The sequence below is a fragment of the Streptomyces sp. NPDC001020 genome, assembly GCF_053599115.1.
Window position 1 is genome coordinate 77,491 of sequence record NZ_JBSFLQ010000013.1, and the last position, 21,813, is coordinate 99,303.

Here is a 21,813-nt window from a genome sequence, read left to right on the forward strand (position 1 = left end):
GTCGAGGCTCCGTACGCACGGCCCGCGACCACCGGCCGACGCCGGACACCCGCTCGCTCAGGCGCCCTGACGGCCGCCCACCTGCATCCCCGCCATGCGCGCCCACTCGTACCGGCCGGTCTTCACCTTGCCCGCGAACTCGCCGTCGAACGCCTCGTGGACGGTGATTCCCGCCTTCTGCACAGCCTTCTCAGCGATCTCGTACGTCTGTGCGACAAGGTCGCCCCAGCCACCGTCCCCGCCGACGAGCACGATCCGGGCACCCCGTCGCCCGATGTGCGCGACCTGCCCCTCAGCGCCGCCGTGCGCCTTGGCGAAGGCGTTGATCTGCTTGGCGAGCCGGGCCGCCCTGCGCTCGGCCTTGGCGGCCTGCTGGGCGTCGGCGCCCTCGTCAACCTGCTTGCTGTCTGCCATGACCTGGATGCTACCGACGGGTAGATCAATCGGCGACGGGAGGGTCACGTGGCCTTCGACACGAAGCCCCGTGCCCGGTCCCGGGCACGGGGCTGTGACCTTGTGCGACTCAACCGTGCGAGCCGCTCAGGAAGGGGCTCAGCGAAGGAACGGGTCCACGGCCACGGCCACGAACAGCAGAGAGACGTAGGTGATGCTCCAGTGGAACAGCCGCATCTCCTTCAGCTTTCCACCCGTCGCCTCCGCCTTCGCGCGGTTCTGCAGCGCGTGCGCCTCCCACAGCCACCAGCCGCCGGCCGCCAGGGCGACCGCGGTGTAGAACCAGCCCGTGTAGCCGAGCGGGGTCAGCAGCAGCGAGACGGCGACCATCACCCAGCTGTAGATGACGATCTGGCGGGCGACGACCTTGTTGGAGGCGATGACCGGCAGCATGGGCACGCCCACGCGCGCGTAGTCCTCCTTGACCTTCATGGACAGCGGCCAGTAGTGCGGCGGCGTCCAGAAGAACATGACGAGGAACAGGATGATCGGCGCCCACGACATGGAGTTGGTCACGGACGACCAGCCGATGAGGACCGGCAGACAGCCGGCGATGCCGCCCCACACGATGTTCTGCGACGTACGCCGTTTGAGGATCATCGTGTAGACGACGACGTAGAAGAGGAGCGCTCCGAGCGACAGCCAGGCTGACAGCCAGTTGACCGTGAACCCGAACAGCAGCGTCGAGACGACCGCCAGCGTGATGCCGAAGGCGAGGCACTCCCGGGGGCTGACCATGCCGGTGACCAGTGGACGCTGCGAGGTGCGTTCCATGAGCGCGTCGATGTCACGGTCGATGTACATGTTCAGCGCGTTTGCGCCGCCCGCGGAGAGGTAGCCGCCGATACAGGTGAGCAGCACGAGCCTGAGACTCGGCACCCCCTGCTGGGCAAGGAACATCACCGGGACGGTGGTGATCAGAAGCAGCTCGATGATCCGCGGCTTGGTAAGCGCCACGAACGCCTTGACACGGGCCCCAAACGGCCGCTGGCCCCGGCTGCTGCTGCTCGCGAGCACCCCCGGCGGACGGGATTCGACGGCCGTCACGTACACCCCTGACAGAGACATCCCAGCGAGCCCGAATGTGAACGCCCAATAAAGGCTCGCGCGTACTCACGCAACTTTAGACGTTGCCCCCGGTCCGCCCTTCGCGGGGGTGGTCGTGTTGGCAGCGGTCGCGTGGTCGGCCCCTCGACACGGGCCGAATCGCTGGTAGGCGTACGGGGGGGCGGAGCGCAGGCCGATTTCCGCTCGGTCGAGCGATCGGATGAGCGGCTCCGCGATCAGTTGCGGCAGTCGTATCAGTACAGCCGGGAGGCGGATGGCGATGCCTCCCGGCAGGCTGGAATGGCTCGAAAAAACGCCTGTACTTACGAGGGTAGGCTCAGCAACGGCCGGTGGGCGCCCCAGTGCACCGGCATTGGACATGTGGAGAGGAGCCCTGACCCAGGGTGAGCATCAAGCCGACCACCACAGACCTCGAGTGGACCGAGTTGGACCAGCGGGCCGTTGACACCGCCCGCCTCCTGGCCGCCGATGCCGTACAGAAGGTCGGAAACGGCCATCCGGGTACGGCGATGAGCCTGGCTCCGGCCGCTTACACCCTCTTCCAGAAGGTGATGCGCCACGACCCGGCGGATCCCGACTGGGTGGGCCGTGACCGGTTCGTGCTGTCCGCCGGACACTCGTCCCTGACCCTCTACACCCAGCTCTACCTGGCCGGCTTCGGTCTGGAGCTGGACGATCTGAAGGCCTTCCGCACCTGGGGTTCGAAGACCCCCGGCCACCCCGAGTACGGGCACACGAAGGGCGTGGAGACCACGACCGGCCCGCTCGGCCAGGGTGTCGCCAACGCGGTGGGCATGGCCATGGCCTCCCGCTTCGAGCGCGGTCTGTTCGACCCGGACGCGGCACAGGGCAGCTCCCCCTTCGACCACTTCGTCTACTGCATCGCCGGTGACGGCTGTCTGCAGGAGGGCATCTCCGCCGAGGCGTCCTCCCTCGCCGGGCATCAAAAGCTCGGCAACCTGATCCTGCTGTGGGACGACAACCACATCTCGATCGAGGGCGACACCGAGACCGCGGTGTCCGAGGACACGGTCAAGCGGTACGAGGCCTACGGCTGGCACGTCCAGCGCGTCGCCCCCAAGCCGGACGGCGACCTGGACCCGCACGCCCTCTACAACGCGATCGAGGAAGCGAAGAAGGTCACCGACAAGCCGTCGTTCATCGCGATGCGCTCGATCATCGCCTGGCCCGCCCCGCACGCGCAGAACACCGAGGCCGCGCACGGCTCGGCGCTGGGCGACGAGGAGGTCGCGGCCACCAAGCGTGTCCTGGGCTTCGACCCGGACAACAGCTTCGAGGTCGGCGACGAGGTCCTCGCGCACACCCGCACCGCCCTCGACCGCGGCCGCGAGGCCAGGGCCGTCTGGGACAAGTCCCTCCAGGAGTGGCGCGCCGCCCACCCCGAGCGGGCCGCCGAGTTCGACCGCATCAGCGCGGGCGAGCTGCCCGCGGGCTGGGAGGAGAAGCTCCCCGTCTTCGAGGTGGGCAAGGGCGTCGCGACGCGTGCCGCCTCCGGCAAGGTGCTGCAGGCCCTGGGCGCGGTGATCCCGGAGCTGTGGGGCGGCTCGGCCGACCTGGCCGGGTCCAACAACACCACCATCGACAAGAACAGCTCCTTCCTCCCGAAGGGCAACCCGCTGCCGGGTGCCGACCCGTACGGGCGCACGATCCACTTCGGTATCCGTGAGCACTCCATGGCCGCGGAGATGAACGGGATCGCCCTGCACGGCAACACCCGTATCTACGGCGGCACCTTCCTGGTCTTCTCCGACTACATGCGCAACGCGGTGCGCCTGTCCGCGCTGATGCACCTCCCGGTCACCTACGTGTGGACGCACGACTCCATCGGCCTGGGCGAGGACGGCCCCACCCACCAGCCCGTCGAGCACCTCGCCTCGCTGCGCGCCATCCCCGGCCTGAACGTCGTGCGCCCGGCCGACGCCAACGAGACCGCGATCGCCTGGCGCGAGATCCTCAAGCGTCACACCAAGGAGTTCGGCAAGGGTGCCCCGCACGGTCTGGCGCTCACCCGCCAGGGTGTGCCCACCTATGAGCCCAACGAGGACACCGTCCGGGGCGGTTACGTCCTGGCCGAGGCCGAGGGCGGCGAGGCGCAGGCGATCCTGATCGCCACCGGCTCCGAGGTCCACCTCGCCGTCGAGGCGCGCGAACAGCTCCAGGCGCAGGGCGTGCCCACCCGAGTGGTCTCGATGCCGTGCGTCGAGTGGTTCGAGGAGCAGGACCAGGGGTACCGGGACAGCGTCCTGCCGCCGTCGGTGAAGGCGCGCGTCGCCGTCGAGGCCGGGATCGGCCTGACCTGGTACCGGTTCGTCGGAGACGCGGGCCGCATCGTCTCCCTGGAGCACTTCGGCGCTTCCGCCGACGGCAAGGTCCTCTTCCGCGAATTCGGCTTCACGGCCGAGAACATCGCGACCGCCGCCCGGGAATCGATCGCCGCGGCCCAGCGCTGACGCTCATATACGACACGTAGGAGATGCATTTTCCATGACAGACGCACTCAAGCGCCTCTCCGAAGAAGGCGTCGCGATCTGGCTGGACGACCTGTCGCGCAAGCGGATCACGTCCGGCAACCTTGCCGAACTGATCGACCAGCAGCACGTGGTGGGTGTCACCACCAACCCGTCGATCTTCCAGAAGGCGATCTCCTCGGGCGACGGTTATGAGCGACAGCTCGCCGACCTCGCCGCCCGGAAGGTCACCGTCGAAGAGGCCGTCCGCATGATCACCACGGCGGACGTCCGCGACGCCGCCGACATCCTGCACCCGGTGTTCGCGGCCACCGACGGCCAGGACGGCCGGGTCTCGATCGAGGTCGACCCGCGTCTGGCGCACAACACCCGGGCCACCGTTGCCGAGGCCAAGCAGCTGGCCTGGCTGGTCGACCGCCCGAACACCCTCATCAAGATCCCGGCCACCAAGGCGGGCCTCCCGGCGATCACCGAGGTCATCGGCCTGGGCATCAGCGTCAATGTCACGCTGATCTTCTCGCTGGAGCGCTACCGCGAGGTCATGGACGCCTACATCACGGGCCTGGAGAAGGCCAAGGAGCGCGGACTGGATCTGTCGAAGATCCACTCGGTGGCGTCCTTCTTCGTGTCCCGTGTGGACACCGAGATCGACAAGCGGATCGACGCTCTCGGCACTCCGGAGGCCAAGGCGGTGCGCGGCAAGGCCGCGCTCGCCAACGCGCGCCTGGCCTACCAGGCGTACGAGGAGGTGTTCGGCAGCGACCGCTGGCTCGCCCTCGACAGGGAGCAGGCCAACAAGCAGCGTCCGCTGTGGGCCTCCACCGGCGTCAAGGACAAGGCGTACAAGGACACCCTGTACGTGGACGACCTGGTGGCACCCAACACGGTGAACACCATGCCGGAGGCCACCCTGCTGGCCACCGAGGACCACGGCGAGATCACGGGCAACACCGTCGCCGGTACCTATGAGCAGGCACGCGCCGATCTGGACGCCGTAGAGAAGCTCGGGATCTCGTACAACGACGTGGTCCAGCTCCTGGAGGACGAGGGCGTCGAGAAGTTCGAGACCTCCTGGAACGACCTGCTCAAGTCGACCGAGGCGGTTCTCGAGCGCCTCGCCCCCTCGGAGGGCTGAAACCGTGACATCCGTACACGGAGCGAATCCGCTTCGTGACGCCGCGGACCGGCGGCTCCCGCGCATCGCGGGGCCGTCGGGCCTGGTCATCTTCGGCGTTACAGGCGATTTGTCACGCAAAAAGCTGATGCCCGCCGTCTACGACCTGGCGAACCGTGGTCTCTTGCCCCCTGGCTTCTCCCTCGTCGGCTTCGCCCGCCGCGAGTGGCAGGACGAGGACTTCGCGAAGGTGGTCCACGACGCCGTCAAGGAGCACGCCCGTACGCCGTTCCGCGAGGAGGTCTGGCAGCAGCTCATCCAGGGGATGCGCTTCGTCCAGGGCACCTTCGACGATGACGACGCGTTCGAGCGGCTGCGCGGCACGATCGAGGAACTGGACAAGGCGCAGGGCACGGGCGGCAACTTCGCGTTCTACCTCTCGGTGCCGCCGAAGTCCTTCCCCGTGGTCATCCAGCAGCTCAAGAAGCACGGTCTGGCCGACCAGACGGAGGGCTCCTGGCGGCGCGCGGTCATCGAGAAGCCCTTCGGGCACGACCTGAAGTCGGCCGAGGAACTCAACGCGATCGTCCACGAGGTGTTCGCTCCCGACCAGGTCTTCCGCATCGACCACTACCTCGGCAAGGAGACCGTCCAGAACATCCTGGCCCTGCGCTTCGCCAACCAGATGTTCGAGCCGATCTGGAACCGGTCCTTCGTCGACCACGTGCAGATCACGATGGCCGAGGACATCGGCATCGGTGGCCGGGCCGGCTACTACGACGGCATCGGCGCCGCCCGGGACGTCATCCAGAACCACCTGCTCCAGCTGATGGCCCTCACGGCCATGGAGGAGCCCGCCTCGTTCGACGCGGACGCGTTGGCCGCCGAGAAGACCAAGGTGCTCGGGGCCGTCCGGCTGCCCAAGGACCTGGGCCGAGGCACCGTTTTCGCGCAGTACACGGCCGGCTGGCAGGGCGGCGAGAAGGCGGTCGGCTACCTCCAGGAGGAGGGCATCGACCCCGAGTCGAAGACCGACACCTACGCCGCGATCAAACTCGGGATCGACAACCGCCGCTGGGCGGGCGTCCCCTTCTATCTGCGTACCGGCAAGCGTCTCGGACGCCGTGTCACCGAGATCGCGGTGGTCTTCCAGCGTGCCCCGCACTCCCCCTTCGACACCACCGCCACCGAGGAACTCGGGCAGAACGCGGTCGTCATCCGCGTCCAGCCCGACGAGGGCGTCACCGTACGCTTCGGTTCCAAGGTGCCCGGCACCTCGATGGAGATCCGGGACGTGTCCATGGACTTCGCCTACGGCGAGTCCTTCACGGAGTCCAGCCCGGAGGCGTACGAGCGCCTGATCCTGGACGTCCTGCTCGGCGACTCGAACCTCTTCCCGCGCACCGAGGAGGTCGAGCTGTCCTGGAAGATCCTCGACCCGATCGAGGAGCACTGGGACAGACACGGCAAGCCCCCGCAGTACCCGGCCGGAACGTGGGGTCCCGTCGAGGCGGACGAGATGCTCGAGCGAGACGGACGGAGCTGGCGCCGGCCATGAAGATCGACCTTACGGACACCACGGCCAGCAAGATCAACAAGGCGCTGGTCCAGGGGCGCCGTGCCATCGGCACCCCGGCCGTCGGCATGGTGCTCACCCTGGTCATCGTCACCGACGAGGAGAACGCCTACGACGCTCTGAAGGCCGCCAACGACGCCTCGCGCGAGCACCCCTCGCGCACCCTGGTGGTCATCAAGCGTGTCTCGCGTTCCCTGCGCAACCGCACCACCTCGCGTCTGGACGCCGAGGTGCGGGTGGGCGCGGAGGCGGGCACCGGAGAGACGGTGGTGCTGCGGCTGTACGGCGAGGTCGTGGACCACGCCCAGTCGGTGGTGCTGCCGCTGCTGCTGCCGGACGCCCCCGTCGTCGTCTGGTGGCCGGTGAACGCACCGCTCGACCCGGCCAAGGACCCGCTGGGCGCGCTCGCCCAGCGTCGGGTGACCGACACCTACACAGCCGAGGCACCGGTACAGGAGCTGAACGCCCGCGCCAAGGCCTACACCCCCGGTGACACCGATCTGTCGTGGACCCGCATCACGCCCTGGCGCTCGATGCTGGCCGCGGCCCTGGACCAGGTCACCTGCGAGGTCAAGGCCGTCGAGGTGGAGGGCGAGGAGTTCAACCCGAGCTGTGAACTGCTGGCCATGTGGCTCGCGGACCGGCTGGACGTGCCGGTGAGGCGCTCACTGTCCTCGGGCCCGGGTCTGACAGCCGTGCGGATGGCCACGAGCTGCGGCTCGATCGCCCTCGACCGTGCGGACGGTGCCCTGGCCACGCTGTCGATCGAGGGTCAGCCGGACCGCGCGGTGGCGCTCAAGCGCCGCGAAACGGCCGAACTGATCGCGGAGGAGCTGCGCCGGCTCGACCCGGACGACACGTACGCGTCGGCGCTGCGCTACGGCGTGGCCCGGCTCGCCGCCGAGGTGGCCCCGGTCGAGGAGACCGCGGGCGACGACACCATGACGGCCGAGGCACCCTCGGGCACCGCCGCGCAGGCACCCTCGAAGAAGGCGGCCAAGAAGGCTCCGGCGAAGAAGGCGGCCCAGAAGTGAGTGCTCCCCAGCTCGTCGTGCACCGTGACAAGGAGCTGATGGCCCAGGCCGCCGCGGCCCGGCTGATCACGAAGGTCGTCGACGCGCAGACCTCGCGTGGCTACGCCTCGGTCGTGCTCACCGGGGGCCGCAACGGCAACGGCGTGCTCGCCGCGCTCGCCGCCGCGCCCGCCCGTGACGCCATCGACTGGGGCCGGCTCGACCTGTGGTGGGGCGACGAGCGCTACCTGCCGGAGGGCGACCCGGAGCGCAATGTCACCCAGGCCCGTGAGGCGCTGCTCGACTCCGTGCCCCTGGACCCGAGGCGCGTGCACTCCATGCCCGCATCGGACGGCCCGTTCGGCACCGATGTGGAGGCGGCGGCCGAAGCGTACGCGGCGGAACTGGCCCGTGCGGCGGGGCCCGAGAACCACGGCTCGGTACCGACCTTCGATGTGCTGATGCTGGGCGTCGGCCCGGACACGCATGTGGCCTCGCTCTTCCCCGAGCTGCCCGCGGTCCGGGAGACCGAGCGGACGGTGGTGGGCGTGCACGGCTCGCCCAAGCCGCCGCCGACCCGGGTCACCCTCACGCTGCCGGCGATCCGGTCCGCCCGGGAGGTGTGGCTGCTGGCAGCCGGCGAGGACAAGGCGCAGGCCGCGGCGATCGCACTGTCGGGCGCGGGCGAGGTCCAGGCACCGGCGGCGGGGGCGTACGGCCGGTCGCGCACGCTGTGGCTGCTGGACGCGGCGGCGGCTTCCCGGCTGCCGAGGTCGCTGTACCCGCCGGCGTCCCCCTGAGGACCGACCGCACCGTTGAACGCCGGACGGGCCGGGTTTCCTGGCCCGTCCGGCGTTTTGCAAGGGCCGGGGCGTACGGGTTCGGCGGGAAAGGGTGGCCCTAAGAGCTGCCCTGACCGGCGCCGTACGGAGGCACCGGACCCGGCGCACAGGGGTTGCCGAAGGGATTGCCGTACGGAGGCACATGTCCGTGCGGAGGCTGGGGCGGCGGCAGGGTCGCCGGGTGTGCGCCCAGCCGTATTCCGTACCGGCGCCGAAGGCGGTTCATCTCCAGCAGAGCTATCCCTGTGACCGTCACCGGCGCGCCCAGGATGAAGACGATGCCCAGAGTGAGACTGAGGCCGTGCAGGTCGCCGGTGAGCAGGTCCGGGATCGCCATCAGCCATGTCGTCACGGCGGCGAGCAGCGGCGGCAGACAGCGGTGCACTCCCCCGGTGCCGAAGAAGTTCCCGGACACATGCAGGGCCCCGGCGCCCACGAACCAGAAGAGCCAGAGCGCCACCAAGGGGGACACCAGCGGGGGGAGCATGGCCCCGGGCCCCATTCCCCACACCAACGTCATCAGGATGAGGACCGATCCGATGAAGAGCAGCAGCAGGACGAAGGATTTCACCAGCGGGGCGCGCAGTTGGCGGACGGTTCCGGTGCGCCGCCAGACGTAGAGCATCACGCCGATCGTCAGCGGTGTGAGCAGCAAAAGGACGAGACACGCCGTCAGCATGTTCTGCAGCATCTCGTCGAAGGCGAAGCCGCCCTCCACGAAGCTGTAGACGCCGACCGCCGCGACCGTGCCGCAGATGATCCGGACCCGTTTGAGGCTCTCCACGGTGGGATCGACCGACTCGGGCACCCATGCCGGGTGGAAGACCGCCTTCGCCACCCTGTGAGGTTTGAGGAACGACCTCAAGGTCAACCTGTCGCTGAGCCAACGTCTGCGCCCGTCGGTCAATGCCGCCCCCTACCCCTCCACCTTCAAGATCATCGGGAAGTCTACGGGAGGGGCGGCACGTGCCACCCCCTCCCCCTTCCCGGTCCGACACAGGCGCTAACGGCCCCGCAACTCGCGGTACTTGGTGACGAGGGCCTTGGTGGACCCGTCGAGGCCCGGCACGTCGGCCCCCTCAGTGAGGGCGGGTTCGACGCGCTTGGCGAGGACCTTGCCCAGCTCGACGCCCCACTGGTCGAAGGAGTCGATGTTCCAGATCGCGCCCTGCACGAACACCTTGTGCTCGTAGAGGGCGACGAGCTGGCCGAGCACCGACGGGGTGAGTTCCCGGGCGAGGATCGTGGTGGTGGGATGGTTGCCCTTGAACGTCTTGTGCGCCACCAGCTCTTGAGGCACGCCCTCGGCTCGTACCTCGTCCGGGGTCTTGCCGAAGGCCAGCGCCTGGGTCTGGGCGAAGAAGTTGGCCATCAGCAGGTCGTGCTGTGCCTTCAGCTCGTCGCGGAGCTCGGCCACCGGCTCGGCGAAGCCGATGAAGTCCGCGGGGATGAGCTTGGTGCCCTGATGGATGAGCTGGTAGTAGGCGTGCTGCCCGTTGGTGCCCGGGGTACCCCACACGACGGGCCCGGTCTGCCAGTCGACCTCGCGCCCGTCCCGGCCGACGTACTTGCCGTTGGACTCCATGTCGAGCTGCTGGAGGTAAGCGGTGAACTTGGACAGGTAGTGCGAGTACGGGAGGACGGCGTGTGACTGGGCGTCATGAAAGTTGCCGTACCAGATGCCGAGCAGGCCGAGCAGCAGCGGCACGTTGGACTCGGCGGGCGCGGTGCGGAAGTGCTCGTCGACGAGACGGAAGCCGTCGAGCATCTCACGGAAGCGGTCCGGGCCGATGGCGATCATCAGCGACAGGCCGATCGCGGAGTCGTAGGAGTATCGGCCGCCTACCCAGTCCCAGAACTCGAACATGTTGGCCGTGTCGACGCCGAACTCCGACACCTTCGGGGCGTTCGTCGACAGGGCCACGAAGTGCTTGGCGACCGCATCCTGACCAGCCTTCAGCTCGCTCAGCAGCCAGTCGCGCGCCGAGGTCGCGTTGGTGATCGTCTCGATCGTGGTGAACGTCTTGGAGGCGATGACGAACAGCGTTTCGGCCGCGTCCAGGTCCCTGGTCGCCTCGTGCAGGTCGGCGCCGTCCACGTTCGACACGAAGCGGACCGTCAGGTCGCGGTCGGCGTAGGCGCGCAGCACTTCGTACGCCATCGCCGGTCCCAGGTCGGAGCCGCCGATGCCCACATTGATCACGTTCTTGATGCGCCTGCCGGTGTGCCCGGTCCACTCGCCGGAGCGGACGCGGTCGGCGAAGTCGGCCATCTTGTCGAGCACGGCGTGCACCCCGGGTACGACGTTCTCCCCGTCGACCTCGATCACCGCGTCGCGCGGGGCGCGCAGCACGGTGTGCAGGACCGCGCGGTCCTCGGTGATGTTGATCTTCTCGCCGCGGAACATGGCGTCCCTGAGGCCGAAGACGTCCCGGGCCGCGGCCAGCTCGCGCAGCAGCCGCAGCGTCTCGTCGGTGACCAGGTGCTTGGAGTAGTCGACGTACAGGTCACCGACCTGCAGGGTGTACCCGCTGCCGCGCTCGGCATCGGCCGCGAACAGGTCCCGCATCCGCACCTCGCCGAGCTTCTCGCGGTGCTTGGTCAGAGCCGTCCACTCGGGGGTCTGGTCGAGCCTGGTACGGCTGTCTGTGTTCATCTCGGACTCGTGCCTTCTTCCTGGCCTGTGCTACCGCGTACCTCGTCCCCCTGCCGGTCCCAAACTAATTGATCGGCGGTTGTGGTGACGTGCCGTCATGCTGTCGCGCGACGCGCCGACAGAGGCGTCCGGCGCGCGGACGCTCGTCAACCAGGTGATGGGAAGACCGGAGCAAGCGCCGTCCGGCCACCGCCCACGACGCGGTTTCGAGCAGGGAGAGGACTGCTGGGTGACGCGGCTTCGCGGGCGTTCCGCAGGGCGACGGCTACGAGGACACGCTCTCGCGCCCCGACTGCGCACCCGCGTCCCACGCGGTACATACGTGTCCGGCCAGGCACCCTTGGGCACCCGGCCGTGAGGTCCTCCGCTCGAGGGGAGCCGAGAACTCGGGGAAGTCAACTCCTAGATCTCGCCCCGCAGTTTGGCGAGCGCCTCGGCGAGGATCGCCTCGCCGTCCGCGTCGCTGCGCCGCTCCCGCACATACGCGAGGTGCGTCTTGTAGGGCTCGGTACGCGGCGGGTCCGGCGGGTTGTCCTGGTCCTGTCCGGCCGGGAAGCCGCAGCGCGGGCAGTCCCAGGTGTCGGGAACCTGCGCGTCGCTGGCGAAGCTCGGCTGCGTCTCGTGCCCGTTGGAGCACCAGAAGGAGATGCGCAGACGCGGCGCGGACTCGCCACGCTCGGCCTCGCCCATCGGCCCCGCCCCGACCCGGCTTCCTCGGATCGCGTTGCCACTTGCCACGGTCGTAACTCCCTGCGTGATGGTGCCGCGAAGCGAGTCGGCGTTCCGCTCCGCTGCGAGCGCCTCAGTCTACGTAAGGCCCAACGCGCGTCCAGCGATGGGAGTTACCCCCGCCCCCAGACACAAGCCCCATGATAGGCCGCGTCCGAAGACCCGTACCCATCATGGGGCGTTGCGCGCTCGATGTGCGGTCAGCCGGTTCCCCGGCGCCGGCGCTCCGGCAGGGCGGCGATTGCCGCCGGATGTCGCGACGCGGTGAACGTCGCCTGCCGGGGCGCTAGAAGCGTCCTGAAGATCTTGAAATTGCGCCCGGCTTACGCCAATTCATGGCGAGACATTTACCGGCATTCCAGGGCGAGTCGGGCGGCCGGGGCAAGATCTTCATCGGTCTTCTAGTGGTTGACCTTCATCAGGATGCCGAGAACGATGATGCACGCGAGCCAGAGCAGACCGATCACAACGGTGATCCGGTCGAGGTTGCGCTCGGCGACCGAGGAGCCGCCGACGGAAGACTGCATGCCGCCGCCGAACATGTCGGAGAGGCCGCCGCCCTTCCCCTTGTGCATCAGCACCAGCAGCATCAGCAGCAGGCTGAAGACGATCAGGGCGATCGAGAACCCCAAAACCACGGCTGGACCAACTTCCTCGGACTCGGATGGACGACGGGGCCGAAGCTCTCATTGAACTTCACGTTCCCAATAACAGTCTCGGCCCCGCAAGGGTACGACGGATCGCCCCTACCGCATACTCGCGACGTGTCGGATCACCTCCGCCACGCGCCTCACTGGTCGCGGAAGCGGACGATCTTGACGAACTCGTCGGCGTCCAGCGAGGCACCGCCGACCAGGGCACCGTCGACATCCGGCTTCGCCATGATCTCGGCGACGTTCCCCGACTTCACCGAGCCGCCGTACTGAATGCGAACCTTGTCGGCCACATCCTGCGTGTACAGCTCGGCGATCTTGCCACGGATCGCCGCGCAGACCTCCTGGGCGTCGTCCGAGCCACAGACCTTGCCGGTGCCGATGGCCCAGACGGGCTCGTAGGCGATCACGATGGACTCGGCCTGCTCGGCCGGGACCTCCTTGAGGCCGCCCTCGACCTGCGCCAGCGTGTGCGTGACGTGGTCGCCCGCCTCGCGGACGTCCAGCTCCTCACCGACGCACAGGATCGGGGTCAGGCCGTGCTTGAAGGCGGCCTTGACCTTGGCGTTCACCAGCTCGTCGGTCTCCTGGTGGTACTGGCGCCGCTCGGAGTGGCCGATCACCGCGTAGGTGCACTTCAGCTTGGCCAGCATCGGACCGGAGATCTCTCCGGTGTAGGCGCCGGAGTCGTGCGCCGAGATGTCCTGGGCGCCGTACTTGATCTTGAGCTTGTCGCCGTCCACCAGGGTCTGCACGGAGCGCAGGTCGGTGAACGGCGGCAGGACGGCCACCTCGACGGCCTCGTAGTCCTTGTCCGCCAGGGCGAAGGCGAGCTTCTGGACGTGGGCGATGGCCTCCAGGTGGTTGAGGTTCATCTTCCAGTTGCCCGCCATCAGCGGCGTACGGGTGCTCATCAGGGTTCAGTCCTCCAGTGCGGCGAGGCCGGGGAGCGTCTTGCCCTCGAGGTACTCGAGGGAGGCGCCGCCACCGGTCGAAATGTGGCCGAATGCCGACTCGTCGAAGCCCAGGGTGCGGACGGCCGCGGCGGAGTCACCGCCACCGACCACCGTGAAGCCGGCGGCGTCGACGAGGGCCTGGGCGACCACCTTGGTGCCCTCGGCGTAGTCGGGGTGCTCGAAGACGCCCATCGGGCCGTTCCAGAAGACGGTGGCCGCGTCGGCGAGCTTCGAGGCGTACAGCTTGCGGGTCTCGGGACCGATGTCCAGTCCCAGCTGGTCGGCCGGGATCGCGTCCGCGGCGACGGTGGTGGGGTTCGCCGGGGCCTTCGTCTTGAGGTCCGGGAACGCGGGGGCGACCAGCACGTCGACCGGGAGAAGCAGCTCGACGCCCTGCTTCTCCGCGCGCTCGATGTACTCGGTGACGGCCGGGATCTGATCCTCCTGGAGGAGCGAGACGCCGACCTCGTACCCCTTGGCCTTGAGGAAGGTGTACGCCATCCCGCCACCGATGAGCAGCCGGTCGGCCTTGCCGAGCAACTGGTCGATGACGGCGAGCTTGTCAGAGACCTTCGCACCGCCCAGTACGACGGCGTACGGCCGCTGGACGTCCTCGGTGAGCTTCTTCAGGACACCGACCTCGGTGGCGATGAGGTAGCCGGCGTAGTGCGGCAGACGGGCCGGAAGGTCGTACACGGAGGCGTGCTTGCGGTGCACCGCGCCGAAGCCGTCACCGACGTAGAAGTCCGCCAGGGCGGCGAGCCGGTCGGCGAACTCGCCGCGCTCGGTGTCGTCCTTCGAGGTCTCGCCGGGGTTGAAGCGCAGGTTCTCGATGACCGCGACCTGGCCGGGCTGAAGGCCGTCGGCCACGTCGTGGGCCGCGGGGCCGACGGTGTCCTCGGCGAAGGCCACGGGGGTGCCGAGGAGTTCACCGAGCCGCTCGGCTGCGGGCAGCAGCGAGAACGCCGGGTCCGGCGCGCCCTTGGGGCGGCCCAGGTGCGAGGCGACGATCACCTTGGCGCCGGCATCGGCCAGGGCCTTGACAGTGGGCAGGACGGCGCGGATACGGCCGTCGTCGGTGATGAGGCCGTCGGCCAGCGGGACGTTCAGGTCGGCGCGGACGAAGACCCGCTTGCCGTCCACGCCTTCCGAGAGAAGTTCGTCGATCGTCTTCATTAAGGGACTCCTGGGGAGGGGGCTCCTGGGGAGGGGGCTCTTGATCGTACGAGGGCTGACCGAGCCGTACGCGAGGCAGGGCCCGGACAACGCGACCTCGCGCTGTCCGAGCCCTGCTCTCGCATCGGGATGCCTGGTTCGGCGATCAGAGCTGGTTGCCGACGAAGACCGTCAGGTCGACGAGGCGGTGGGAGTAGCCCCATTCGTTGTCGTACCAGCCGATGACCTTCACGTTCTTGCCTTCCTGGACCATGGTCAGGGAGGAGTCGAAGGTGCAGGACACCGGGGTGTTGACGATGTCCGAGGAGACGATCGGGTCCTCGGTGTACTCGAGGAGACCCTTGAGTTCGCCCTCGGAGGCCTTCTGGAAGGCGGCGTTGACCTCTTCCCTGGTGACCTCACGGCCGAGCTCGACGACCAGATCGGTGACCGAGCCGGTCGGGACCGGGACACGCATGGCCATGCCGTCCAGCTTGCCCTTGAGCTGCGGGAGGACCAGCGCGGTGGCCTTCGCGGCGCCGGTGGTGGTCGGGATGATGTTCTCGGCGGCGGCACGGGCGCGACGCAGGTCCCGGTGCGGGAAGTCCAGGATGCGCTGGTCGTTCGTGTACGCGTGCACCGTCGTCATCAGGCCCCTGACGATGCCGAAGTTCTCGTCGAGCACCTTGGCCATCGGCGCCACGCAGTTGGTGGTGCAGGAGGCGTTGGAGATGACGTGGTGGTTCTCCGGGTCGTACTGGTCCTGGTTGACGCCCATCACGACGGTGATGTCCTCGTTTTTGCCCGGGGCCGAGATGAGGACCTTCTTCGCGCCGCCGGCGAGGTGCTTCGCGGCGTCCTCGCGCTTGGTGAAGACACCGGTCGACTCGATGACGATGTCGACGCCCAGTTCGCCCCAGGGGATCTCGGCCGGGTCGCGCTCGGACAGCACCTTGATGGTGTGACCGTCCACGGTGATCGTGTCGGCGGTGTGGGAGACCTCCTGCTTCAGGCGGCCCAGGACGGTGTCGTACTTCAGCAGGTGAGCGGTGGTCGCGGTGTCACCCAGGTCGTTGACAGCCACGATCTCGATGTCTGCACCCTGCTCCAGCAGCGCGCGGAAGTAGTTACGACCGATGCGGCCGAAGCCGTTGATGCCTACGCGGATCGTCACGAACCGATCTCCTCGTTAGGTACGCCGGGTTTCGACGCCGGCGAGCGTATTGGGATGTCCCCGACCACCCCCGACCCTACCCCTCTGGGGCCCCCGAAGTGACATCTGAACGCATCCCGAACAGCACGGTGCCGAGAAAGGCTCAGACCCCTCGCCTCGCCCGCCGGGATCGCCCGATTTCACTATGAATTGCCCATACCAATTGACCACGTTGGTCACTCGTTCGTGAGCCTCTCGGCTCACTTGTGAAAAGCCACGATCTACGGTCAATTCAGGCTTCCGGCATTTAGGGCAATCACCCCATAGGGCTGCCGTCGCGACGGGGGTCTGCACCGCCCCCCGCTCACGCCTCGACCACCCCCGTCCCACACCGGCCGACGCGACCTGTCAACCCCCGTCGTCGGCCCCTGTCAGCCGGCCTGGGTCGATCGCTGTCGGTAGGCCCACGTCGACCGACAGGCGGCAACCAGCCAGTGCGCGCCGGCGGGTGCCGGTCGGGTGTGGTTGTGGTCGAGGCGTGCCCGTACGTGTGCCGAGCGACGTGTGTCGGCCCGCAGACTCGGGCTGGGGTCGCGCACGGCCCAGGCCGCCGACAGCGACGCCACGCAGCCGCACACTGCCGACTGCGCAGGTCGGCCGCCGGCTTCTGGGCGGCTGACGCAGACGGGCCCACGGCGGTCGACCGGTTCGTGGGCCACAGACGGGCACGCCTCCCAGGACGGGAGGACGCGGCCGGAGACGACAGGGCGATCTGCCGGCGATGGTCAGCCCGCCAGGTTGTCCGCCATCTCCTCGGTGAGGTTGGACTCCGTGCCCGGGATACCGAGGTCCCCGGCCCGCTTGTCGGCCATCGCCAGCAGACGCCGGATGCGGCCCGCGACCGCGTCCTTCGTCAGCGGCGGGTCGGCGAGGGCACCCAGCTCCTCCAGTGAGGCCTGCTTGTGCTCCATGCGCAGGCGCCCGGCGGCCGCGAGGTGCTCGGGCACCTCCTCGCCGAGGATCTCCAGGGCACGGGCGACCCGCGCACCGGCGGCGACGGCTGCCCGGGCTGAACGGCGCAGATTGGCGTCGTCGAAGTTGGCGAGGCGGTTCGCCGTGGCGCGGACCTCGCGGCGCATCCGCCGCTCCTCCCAGGCCAGCACGGACTCGTGCGCGCCCAGACGGGTGAGCAGGGCGCCGATCGCATCCCCGTCGCGTACGACCACCCGGTCCACGCCCCGCACCTCGCGGGCCTTCGCGGCGATCGACAGGCGGCGGGCGGCGCCGACCAGGGCGAGCGCGGCCTCCGGGCCGGGACAGGTCACTTCGAGGGAGGAGGAGCGGCCGGGCTCCGTCAGCGAGCCGTGTGCCAGGAAAGCGCCACGCCAGGCCGCCTCGGCGTCGCAGGTGGCCCCCGAGACCACCTGCGGGGGCAGACCGCGGATCGGACGGCCCCGCCCGTCGACAAGTCCGGTCTGGCGGGCCAGCTGGTCACCACCCGCGACCACGCGCACCACATAGCGGGAGCCGCGACGCAGTCCGCCGGGCGCCATCACGATCAGTTCGGAGCTGTGGCCGAAGATCTCCAGGATGTCCCGCTTGAGACGCCGTGCCGCCATCGCCGTGTCCAGCTCCGCCTCGATCACGATGCGGCCACTGACCAGGTGCAGTCCGCCCGCGAACCGCAGGATCGCCGAGACCTCCGCCTTTCTGCAGCAGGTCCGGGTGACGGGAAGCCGGGAGATCTCGTCTTTCACCGCTGCCGTCATCGCCATGGGCCGATCCTTCCATGCATCCGAAAAATACGGTCGTACGCGGCGGCCAACAGCTCCGGGTCGTGCCGCGGGGTTCCGTCGGTGCGGGCCACCGGCGCCAGCTCGACCGCGGCACCGAACCGCTCGGCGGCCTCGTTCAGCAAGGCGCTGTCGGGCACGGCGGCCTGGTCGGCCAGCACCACGTCCAGGGCGAGTTTAGGGGCGTGTCGTCCCAAAACCTCCAAATGACGCTGCGGGGAGAAGCCGTCGGTCTCTCCGGGTTGCGGGGCAAGGTTCAGGGACAGCACCCGGCGCGCCTTCGTCTCCATGAGCGCGTCGAGGAGTTCGGGCACGAGCAGGTGCGGAATCACCGAGGAGAACCAGGAGCCGGGCCCGAGCACCACCCAGTCGGCGTCCAGGACCGCGGCTACCGCCTCCGGGACGGCGGGCGGGTCGTGCGGCACGACGTGCACCGACTGCACCTCGCCGGGCGTGAGCGCGACCGTCGCCTGCCCCCGCACGGTGCCGATCTCCTCCGGACGCGCCGGGTCGTGGCCCTTGACCAGCGCCTGGAGTTCCAGGGGCACGGCGGACATGGGCAGGACGCGGCCGTGTGCACCGAGCAGCCTGCCGACCAGGTCGAGGGCCTGGACATGGTCGCCGAGCTGCTCCCACAGCGCGACGATCAGCAGGTTTCCGACCGCGTGGTCGTGCAGGTCGCCCTTGGTCTGGAAGCGGTGCTGGATGACGCGGGCCCAGGTCTGGCCCCAGTCGTCGTCACCGCACAGCGCGGCCAGCGCTTTACGCAGGTCACCCGGTGGGAGCACGCCCAGTTCGTCGCGCAGGCGGCCGCTGGAGCCGCCGTCGTCCGCCACGGTGACGACCGCGGTGAGGTCGCCGGTGATCCGGCGCAGCGCGGCGAGCGACGCGGACAGGCCCCTGCCGCCGCCGAGGGCGACCACCTTGGGCTGGGCACCACGGCGGCGCGCCCGGCCGCCGCGGGCCTCGGCGGGCCGGCCACCGCGCCCCTCGGGCACCACCCGGCGCAGCCTGCTCAGCCTGAGAGTACGTCCGGTCACTCGCGCCCCATGTCCCGGTGCACGACCACGGTCTCCACTCCCTCTGCGGCCAGGCGGGCGGCGAGCTTCTCCGACGTGGCGACCGAGCGGTGCTTGCCGCCAGTACAGCCGATGGCGATGGTCACATAGCGCTTGCCCTCGCGGCGGTAGCCGGCCGCGATGAGCCGGAGGAGTTCGGCGTACCGGTCGAGGAACTCCTTGGCGCCGGGCTGGTTGAAGATGTACGCGGCCACCTCCTCGTTGAGGCCGGTGTACGGGCGCAGCTCCGGGACCCAGTGCGGGTTGGGCAGAAAGCGCATGTCCGCGACCAGGTCGGCGTCGACCGGGAGGCCGTACTTGAAGCCGAAGGACATGACGGTGGCCCGTAGTTCGGGCTCCTCCTCGCCTGCGAACTGGGCGTCCATCTTGGCGCGCAGCTCGTGCACGTTGAGGCTGGAGGTGTCGATCACGAGGTCGGCGTCGCCGCGCAGCTCGCGCAGGAGCTCCCGCTCGGCTTCGATCCCGTCGACGATCCGGCCGTCGCCCTGGAGGGGGTGCGGACGGCGGACGGACTCGAAACGGCGTACCAGGGCTTCGTCCGAGGACTCCAGGAAGACGATCCGCCGGGTGACGTTCTTCGCCTCCAGGTCGGCCAGGGACTCGCGCAGGTTGTCGAAGAAGCGGCGGCCGCGCACGTCGACGACGACCGCGATCCGGGCGACATTGCCCTGCGAACGGGCGCCCAGTTCCACCATGGTGGGGATCAGCGCGGGTGGCAGGTTGTCGACGACGAACCAGCCGAGATCCTCCAGACACTTGGCGGCCGTCGACCGTCCGGCGCCGGACATGCCGGAGATGATCACCAGCTCGGGGATGGCCGTGTCGGGAACCCCGGTAGCTTCGATGCCCGTACTCACTTGTGCTCCGTTTTCCTGGACCGCCTGCTGCCGCGTCCGGTCCGCGCCCGCCTCCGGGTGGGCCGGCCGGCCTTGTGCTGAGTGTTCTTCCGTGCTCCGGTCGTGCTCGGTCATGTCTCCTGCCCCCGTCGGTCGTCCGGGACGCCCGAGGGCCCGGGCTCCCCGGGGGAACCCGCAGTGGTCGCGGGTTCCTCCTCTTCCATGATCTCTCCAGTCGCCGTGTTCACGGCCGGCGCGGCCGGGGCCGCCTGAGCGAAGGACACGGCGATCATCTCGGCCGTTTTACGGCCGACGCCGGGCACCTCCCGAATCTGGTCGATTGTTGCGGATCGCAGCTTTCTCACCGAGCCGAAGTGCTTGATCAACGCCTGTTTGCGTGTCTCACCGAGGCCGGGGACGTCGTCCAGGGGGCTCGACCGGATGCGCTTGGCGCGCTTGGCGCGCTGGTAGGTGATCGCGAAGCGGTGGGCCTCGTCCCGGACGCGCTGCAGGAGATAGAGCCCCTCACTGGTGCGGGGCAGGACCACCGGGTCGTCCTCGGCCGGCAGCCAGACCTCCTCCAGTCGCTTGGCCAGGCCGCACACGGCGATGTCGTCGATACCGAGCTCGTCCAACGCCTTCTTGGCGGCGGCGACCTGCGGCTGGCCGCCGTCGACCACGACGAGCTGCGGTGGGTAGGCGAACCGCCTCGGCCGCCCGTCGTCCTCCGTCAGGGTCTCTCCGTCCGCCCACTCCCCCGTCTTCTCCTTCTCGGCGAGGTAGCGCTTGAAGCGGCGGGTGATCACTTCGTGCATGGACCGGACGTCGTCCTGGCCCTCGAAGCCCTTGATCTGGAAGCGGCGGTACTCGCTCTTGCGCTGCAGCCCGTCCTCGAAGACGACCATGGAGGCCACCACGTCCTCGCCCTGGAGGTGCGAGATGTCGTAGCACTCGATCCTGAGCGGGACGCTCTCCAGGTCCAGGGCCCCGGCGATCTCCTCCAGGGCACGCGAACGGGTGGTCAGGTCGGAGGCGCGCTTGGTCTTGTGCAGCGCGAGCGCCTGCTGGGCGTTGCGCTGCACGGTCTCCATCAGCGCCTTCTTGTCGCCGCGCTGCGGTATGCGCAGCGACACGCCCGCCCCGCGGCGGCCGGTGAGCCAGTCCTGGACGGGCTCTATGGGGTCGGGCAGCGCCGGAACGAGGACCTCCTTGGGTACCGAGTCGCCCGTCTCCTCGCCGTAGAGCTGCTGGAGGGCGTGCTCGACGAGGGCGCCCGTGGTGACGTCCTCCACCTTGTCGGTGACCCAGCCGCGCTGGCCGCGGATGCGTCCGCCGCGCACATGGAAGATCTGTACGGCCGCTTCCAGCTCGTCCTCGGCGACGGCGATGAGGTCGGCGTCGGTCGCGTCGGTGAGGACGACCGCGTTCTTCTCCATGGCCTTCTTCAGGGCCTCGATGTCGTCGCGCAGACGGGCGGCCCGCTCGTACTCCATCTCCTCCGCCGCGTCCATCATCTGCTTCTCGAGGCGACGGAGGTACGTCCCCGTGCGGCCCGCCATGAAGTCGCAGAACTCGTCGGCGAGTTCGCGGTGGTCCTCGGGGGAGATCCGGCCGACGCAGGGCGCGGAACACTTGCCGATATAGCCGAGCAGACAGGGGCGGCCGGTGCGGGCGGCGTTCTTGAAGACACCGGCCGAGCAGGTGCGTACGGGGAAGACGCGCAGCAGCAGGTCGACCGTGTCACGGATGGCCCAGGCGTGTCCATACGGCCCGAAGTACCGCACGCCCTTGCGTTTCTGGCCGCGCATCACCTGGACGCGCGGGAACTCCTCGTTCATCGTCACCGCGAGGTACGGGTAGCTCTTGTCGTCGCGGTACTTGACGTTGAACCGGGGGTCGAACTCCTTGATCCAGGTGTACTCCAGCTGCAGTGCCTCGACCTCCGTGGACACCACCGTCCATTCCACGGACGCGGCTGTGGTGACCATGGTGCGGGTGCGTGGGTGGAGGTTCGCCAGGTCCTGGAAGTAGTTCGCCAGCCGCTGGCGCAGGCTTTTCGCCTTTCCGACGTAGATCACCCGGCGGTGCTCGTCCCGGAACCTGTAGACCCCAGGGGTGTCCGGGATCTCTCCCGGCTTGGGGCGGTAGCTGGAGGGGTCGGCCATGTCTCACACCCTACTGGCGGGGGCCGACAGCCCGGCGATCCTGTGGACAAGGCCGGGCGGGTCCGACGGGAGGCCGCGCTCGT

At 69.1% G+C, this 21,813-nt stretch carries 18 protein-coding genes; 5 read left to right on the top strand and 13 right to left on the bottom strand.

The annotated features are described in order from the left end of the window. Positions 1-57 precede the first annotated feature (57 nt). Entirely contained in the window at positions 58-414 is a 357-nt protein-coding gene (locus tag ACWDEX_RS15085; RefSeq protein ID WP_450463768.1) for a hypothetical protein, read from the bottom strand. A gap of 138 nt (positions 415-552) precedes the next feature. Beyond that, positions 553-1,506, bottom strand: coding sequence for a heme o synthase (locus ACWDEX_RS15090; RefSeq protein WP_450463863.1), 954 nt, complete (start codon positions 1,504-1,506; stop codon positions 553-555). A 398-nt stretch (positions 1,507-1,904) separates the two neighbouring features. On the opposite strand from ACWDEX_RS15090, the gene tkt reads away from it, so the two are divergent. The 5 genes from tkt to pgl are packed head-to-tail and all read left to right on the top strand — an operon-like array spanning position 1,905 to position 8,513. Further along, the gene (gene tkt, locus ACWDEX_RS15095) at positions 1,905-3,992 is read left to right on the top strand and encodes a transketolase (protein WP_450463769.1); all 2,088 of its coding nucleotides are present in this window, start codon (positions 1,905-1,907) and stop codon (positions 3,990-3,992) included. A 34-nt stretch (positions 3,993-4,026) separates the two neighbouring features. Then, complete coding sequence (gene tal / locus ACWDEX_RS15100; RefSeq protein WP_450463770.1) at positions 4,027-5,145, top strand: transaldolase; 1,119 nt, start codon at positions 4,027-4,029, stop codon at positions 5,143-5,145. A 4-nt stretch (positions 5,146-5,149) separates the two neighbouring features. Continuing rightward, a complete protein-coding gene (gene zwf / locus ACWDEX_RS15105; protein WP_450463772.1) occupies positions 5,150-6,682 on the top strand; it encodes a glucose-6-phosphate dehydrogenase in 1,533 nt (510 codons plus the stop codon). Beyond that, the gene (gene opcA / locus ACWDEX_RS15110; protein ID WP_450463773.1) at positions 6,679-7,734 is read left to right on the top strand and encodes a glucose-6-phosphate dehydrogenase assembly protein OpcA; all 1,056 of its coding nucleotides are present in this window, start codon (positions 6,679-6,681) and stop codon (positions 7,732-7,734) included. Before zwf ends, opcA begins: the two co-directional genes overlap by 4 nt. Continuing rightward, a complete protein-coding gene (gene pgl, locus ACWDEX_RS15115; RefSeq protein WP_450463775.1) occupies positions 7,731-8,513 on the top strand; it encodes a 6-phosphogluconolactonase in 783 nt (260 codons plus the stop codon). The genes opcA and pgl overlap by 4 nt, the downstream gene beginning before the upstream one ends. A 100-nt stretch (positions 8,514-8,613) precedes the next feature. Here pgl and ACWDEX_RS15120 read toward each other — a convergent pair whose 3' ends face one another. From ACWDEX_RS15120 to uvrC, 11 genes are all read right to left on the bottom strand, one after another. After that, positions 8,614-9,393 (bottom strand): hypothetical protein, encoded by a 780-nt coding sequence (locus ACWDEX_RS15120; RefSeq protein WP_450463777.1) that lies wholly within the window; start codon positions 9,391-9,393, stop codon positions 8,614-8,616. 165 nt (positions 9,394-9,558) lie between these two features. Then, positions 9,559-11,211 (bottom strand): glucose-6-phosphate isomerase, encoded by a 1,653-nt coding sequence (gene pgi, locus ACWDEX_RS15125; RefSeq protein ID WP_450463779.1) that lies wholly within the window; start codon positions 11,209-11,211, stop codon positions 9,559-9,561. A 402-nt stretch (positions 11,212-11,613) separates the two neighbouring features. After that, positions 11,614-11,949 carry an RNA polymerase-binding protein RbpA gene (locus tag ACWDEX_RS15130; RefSeq protein ID WP_006349936.1) on the bottom strand — a complete coding sequence of 112 codons (336 nt, stop codon included), beginning with the start codon at positions 11,947-11,949 and terminating at the stop codon, positions 11,614-11,616. Between the two features lie 392 nt (positions 11,950-12,341). After that, positions 12,342-12,578 carry a preprotein translocase subunit SecG gene (secG, locus tag ACWDEX_RS15135; protein WP_450463781.1) on the bottom strand — a complete coding sequence of 79 codons (237 nt, stop codon included), beginning with the start codon at positions 12,576-12,578 and terminating at the stop codon, positions 12,342-12,344. A 152-nt stretch (positions 12,579-12,730) separates the two neighbouring features. After that, positions 12,731-13,507 (bottom strand): triose-phosphate isomerase, encoded by a 777-nt coding sequence (gene tpiA, locus ACWDEX_RS15140; protein ID WP_450463782.1) that lies wholly within the window; start codon positions 13,505-13,507, stop codon positions 12,731-12,733. A 6-nt stretch (positions 13,508-13,513) separates the two neighbouring features. Then, positions 13,514-14,725 carry a phosphoglycerate kinase gene (locus ACWDEX_RS15145; protein WP_450463783.1) on the bottom strand — a complete coding sequence of 404 codons (1,212 nt, stop codon included), beginning with the start codon at positions 14,723-14,725 and terminating at the stop codon, positions 13,514-13,516. 145 nt (positions 14,726-14,870) lie between these two features. After that, positions 14,871-15,878: a type I glyceraldehyde-3-phosphate dehydrogenase gene (gene gap, locus ACWDEX_RS15150; RefSeq protein WP_450463784.1), complete on the bottom strand. Its 1,008-nt coding sequence runs from the start codon at positions 15,876-15,878 to the stop codon at positions 14,871-14,873. Between the two features lie 764 nt (positions 15,879-16,642). Beyond that, complete coding sequence (whiA, locus tag ACWDEX_RS15155; RefSeq protein WP_450463785.1) at positions 16,643-17,632, bottom strand: DNA-binding protein WhiA; 990 nt, start codon at positions 17,630-17,632, stop codon at positions 16,643-16,645. Further along, positions 17,623-18,690, bottom strand: a complete 1,068-nt coding sequence (locus ACWDEX_RS15160; protein ID WP_450463786.1) for a gluconeogenesis factor YvcK family protein — start codon at positions 18,688-18,690, stop codon at positions 17,623-17,625. The genes whiA and ACWDEX_RS15160 overlap by 10 nt, the downstream gene beginning before the upstream one ends. Further along, positions 18,687-19,700 carry an RNase adapter RapZ gene (gene rapZ / locus ACWDEX_RS15165; protein WP_450463787.1) on the bottom strand — a complete coding sequence of 338 codons (1,014 nt, stop codon included), beginning with the start codon at positions 19,698-19,700 and terminating at the stop codon, positions 18,687-18,689. The genes ACWDEX_RS15160 and rapZ overlap by 4 nt, the downstream gene beginning before the upstream one ends. Continuing rightward, positions 19,697-21,730, bottom strand: a complete 2,034-nt coding sequence (gene uvrC, locus ACWDEX_RS15170; protein ID WP_450463788.1) for an excinuclease ABC subunit UvrC — start codon at positions 21,728-21,730, stop codon at positions 19,697-19,699. Before uvrC ends, rapZ begins: the two co-directional genes overlap by 4 nt. Positions 21,731-21,813 lie beyond the last annotated feature (83 nt).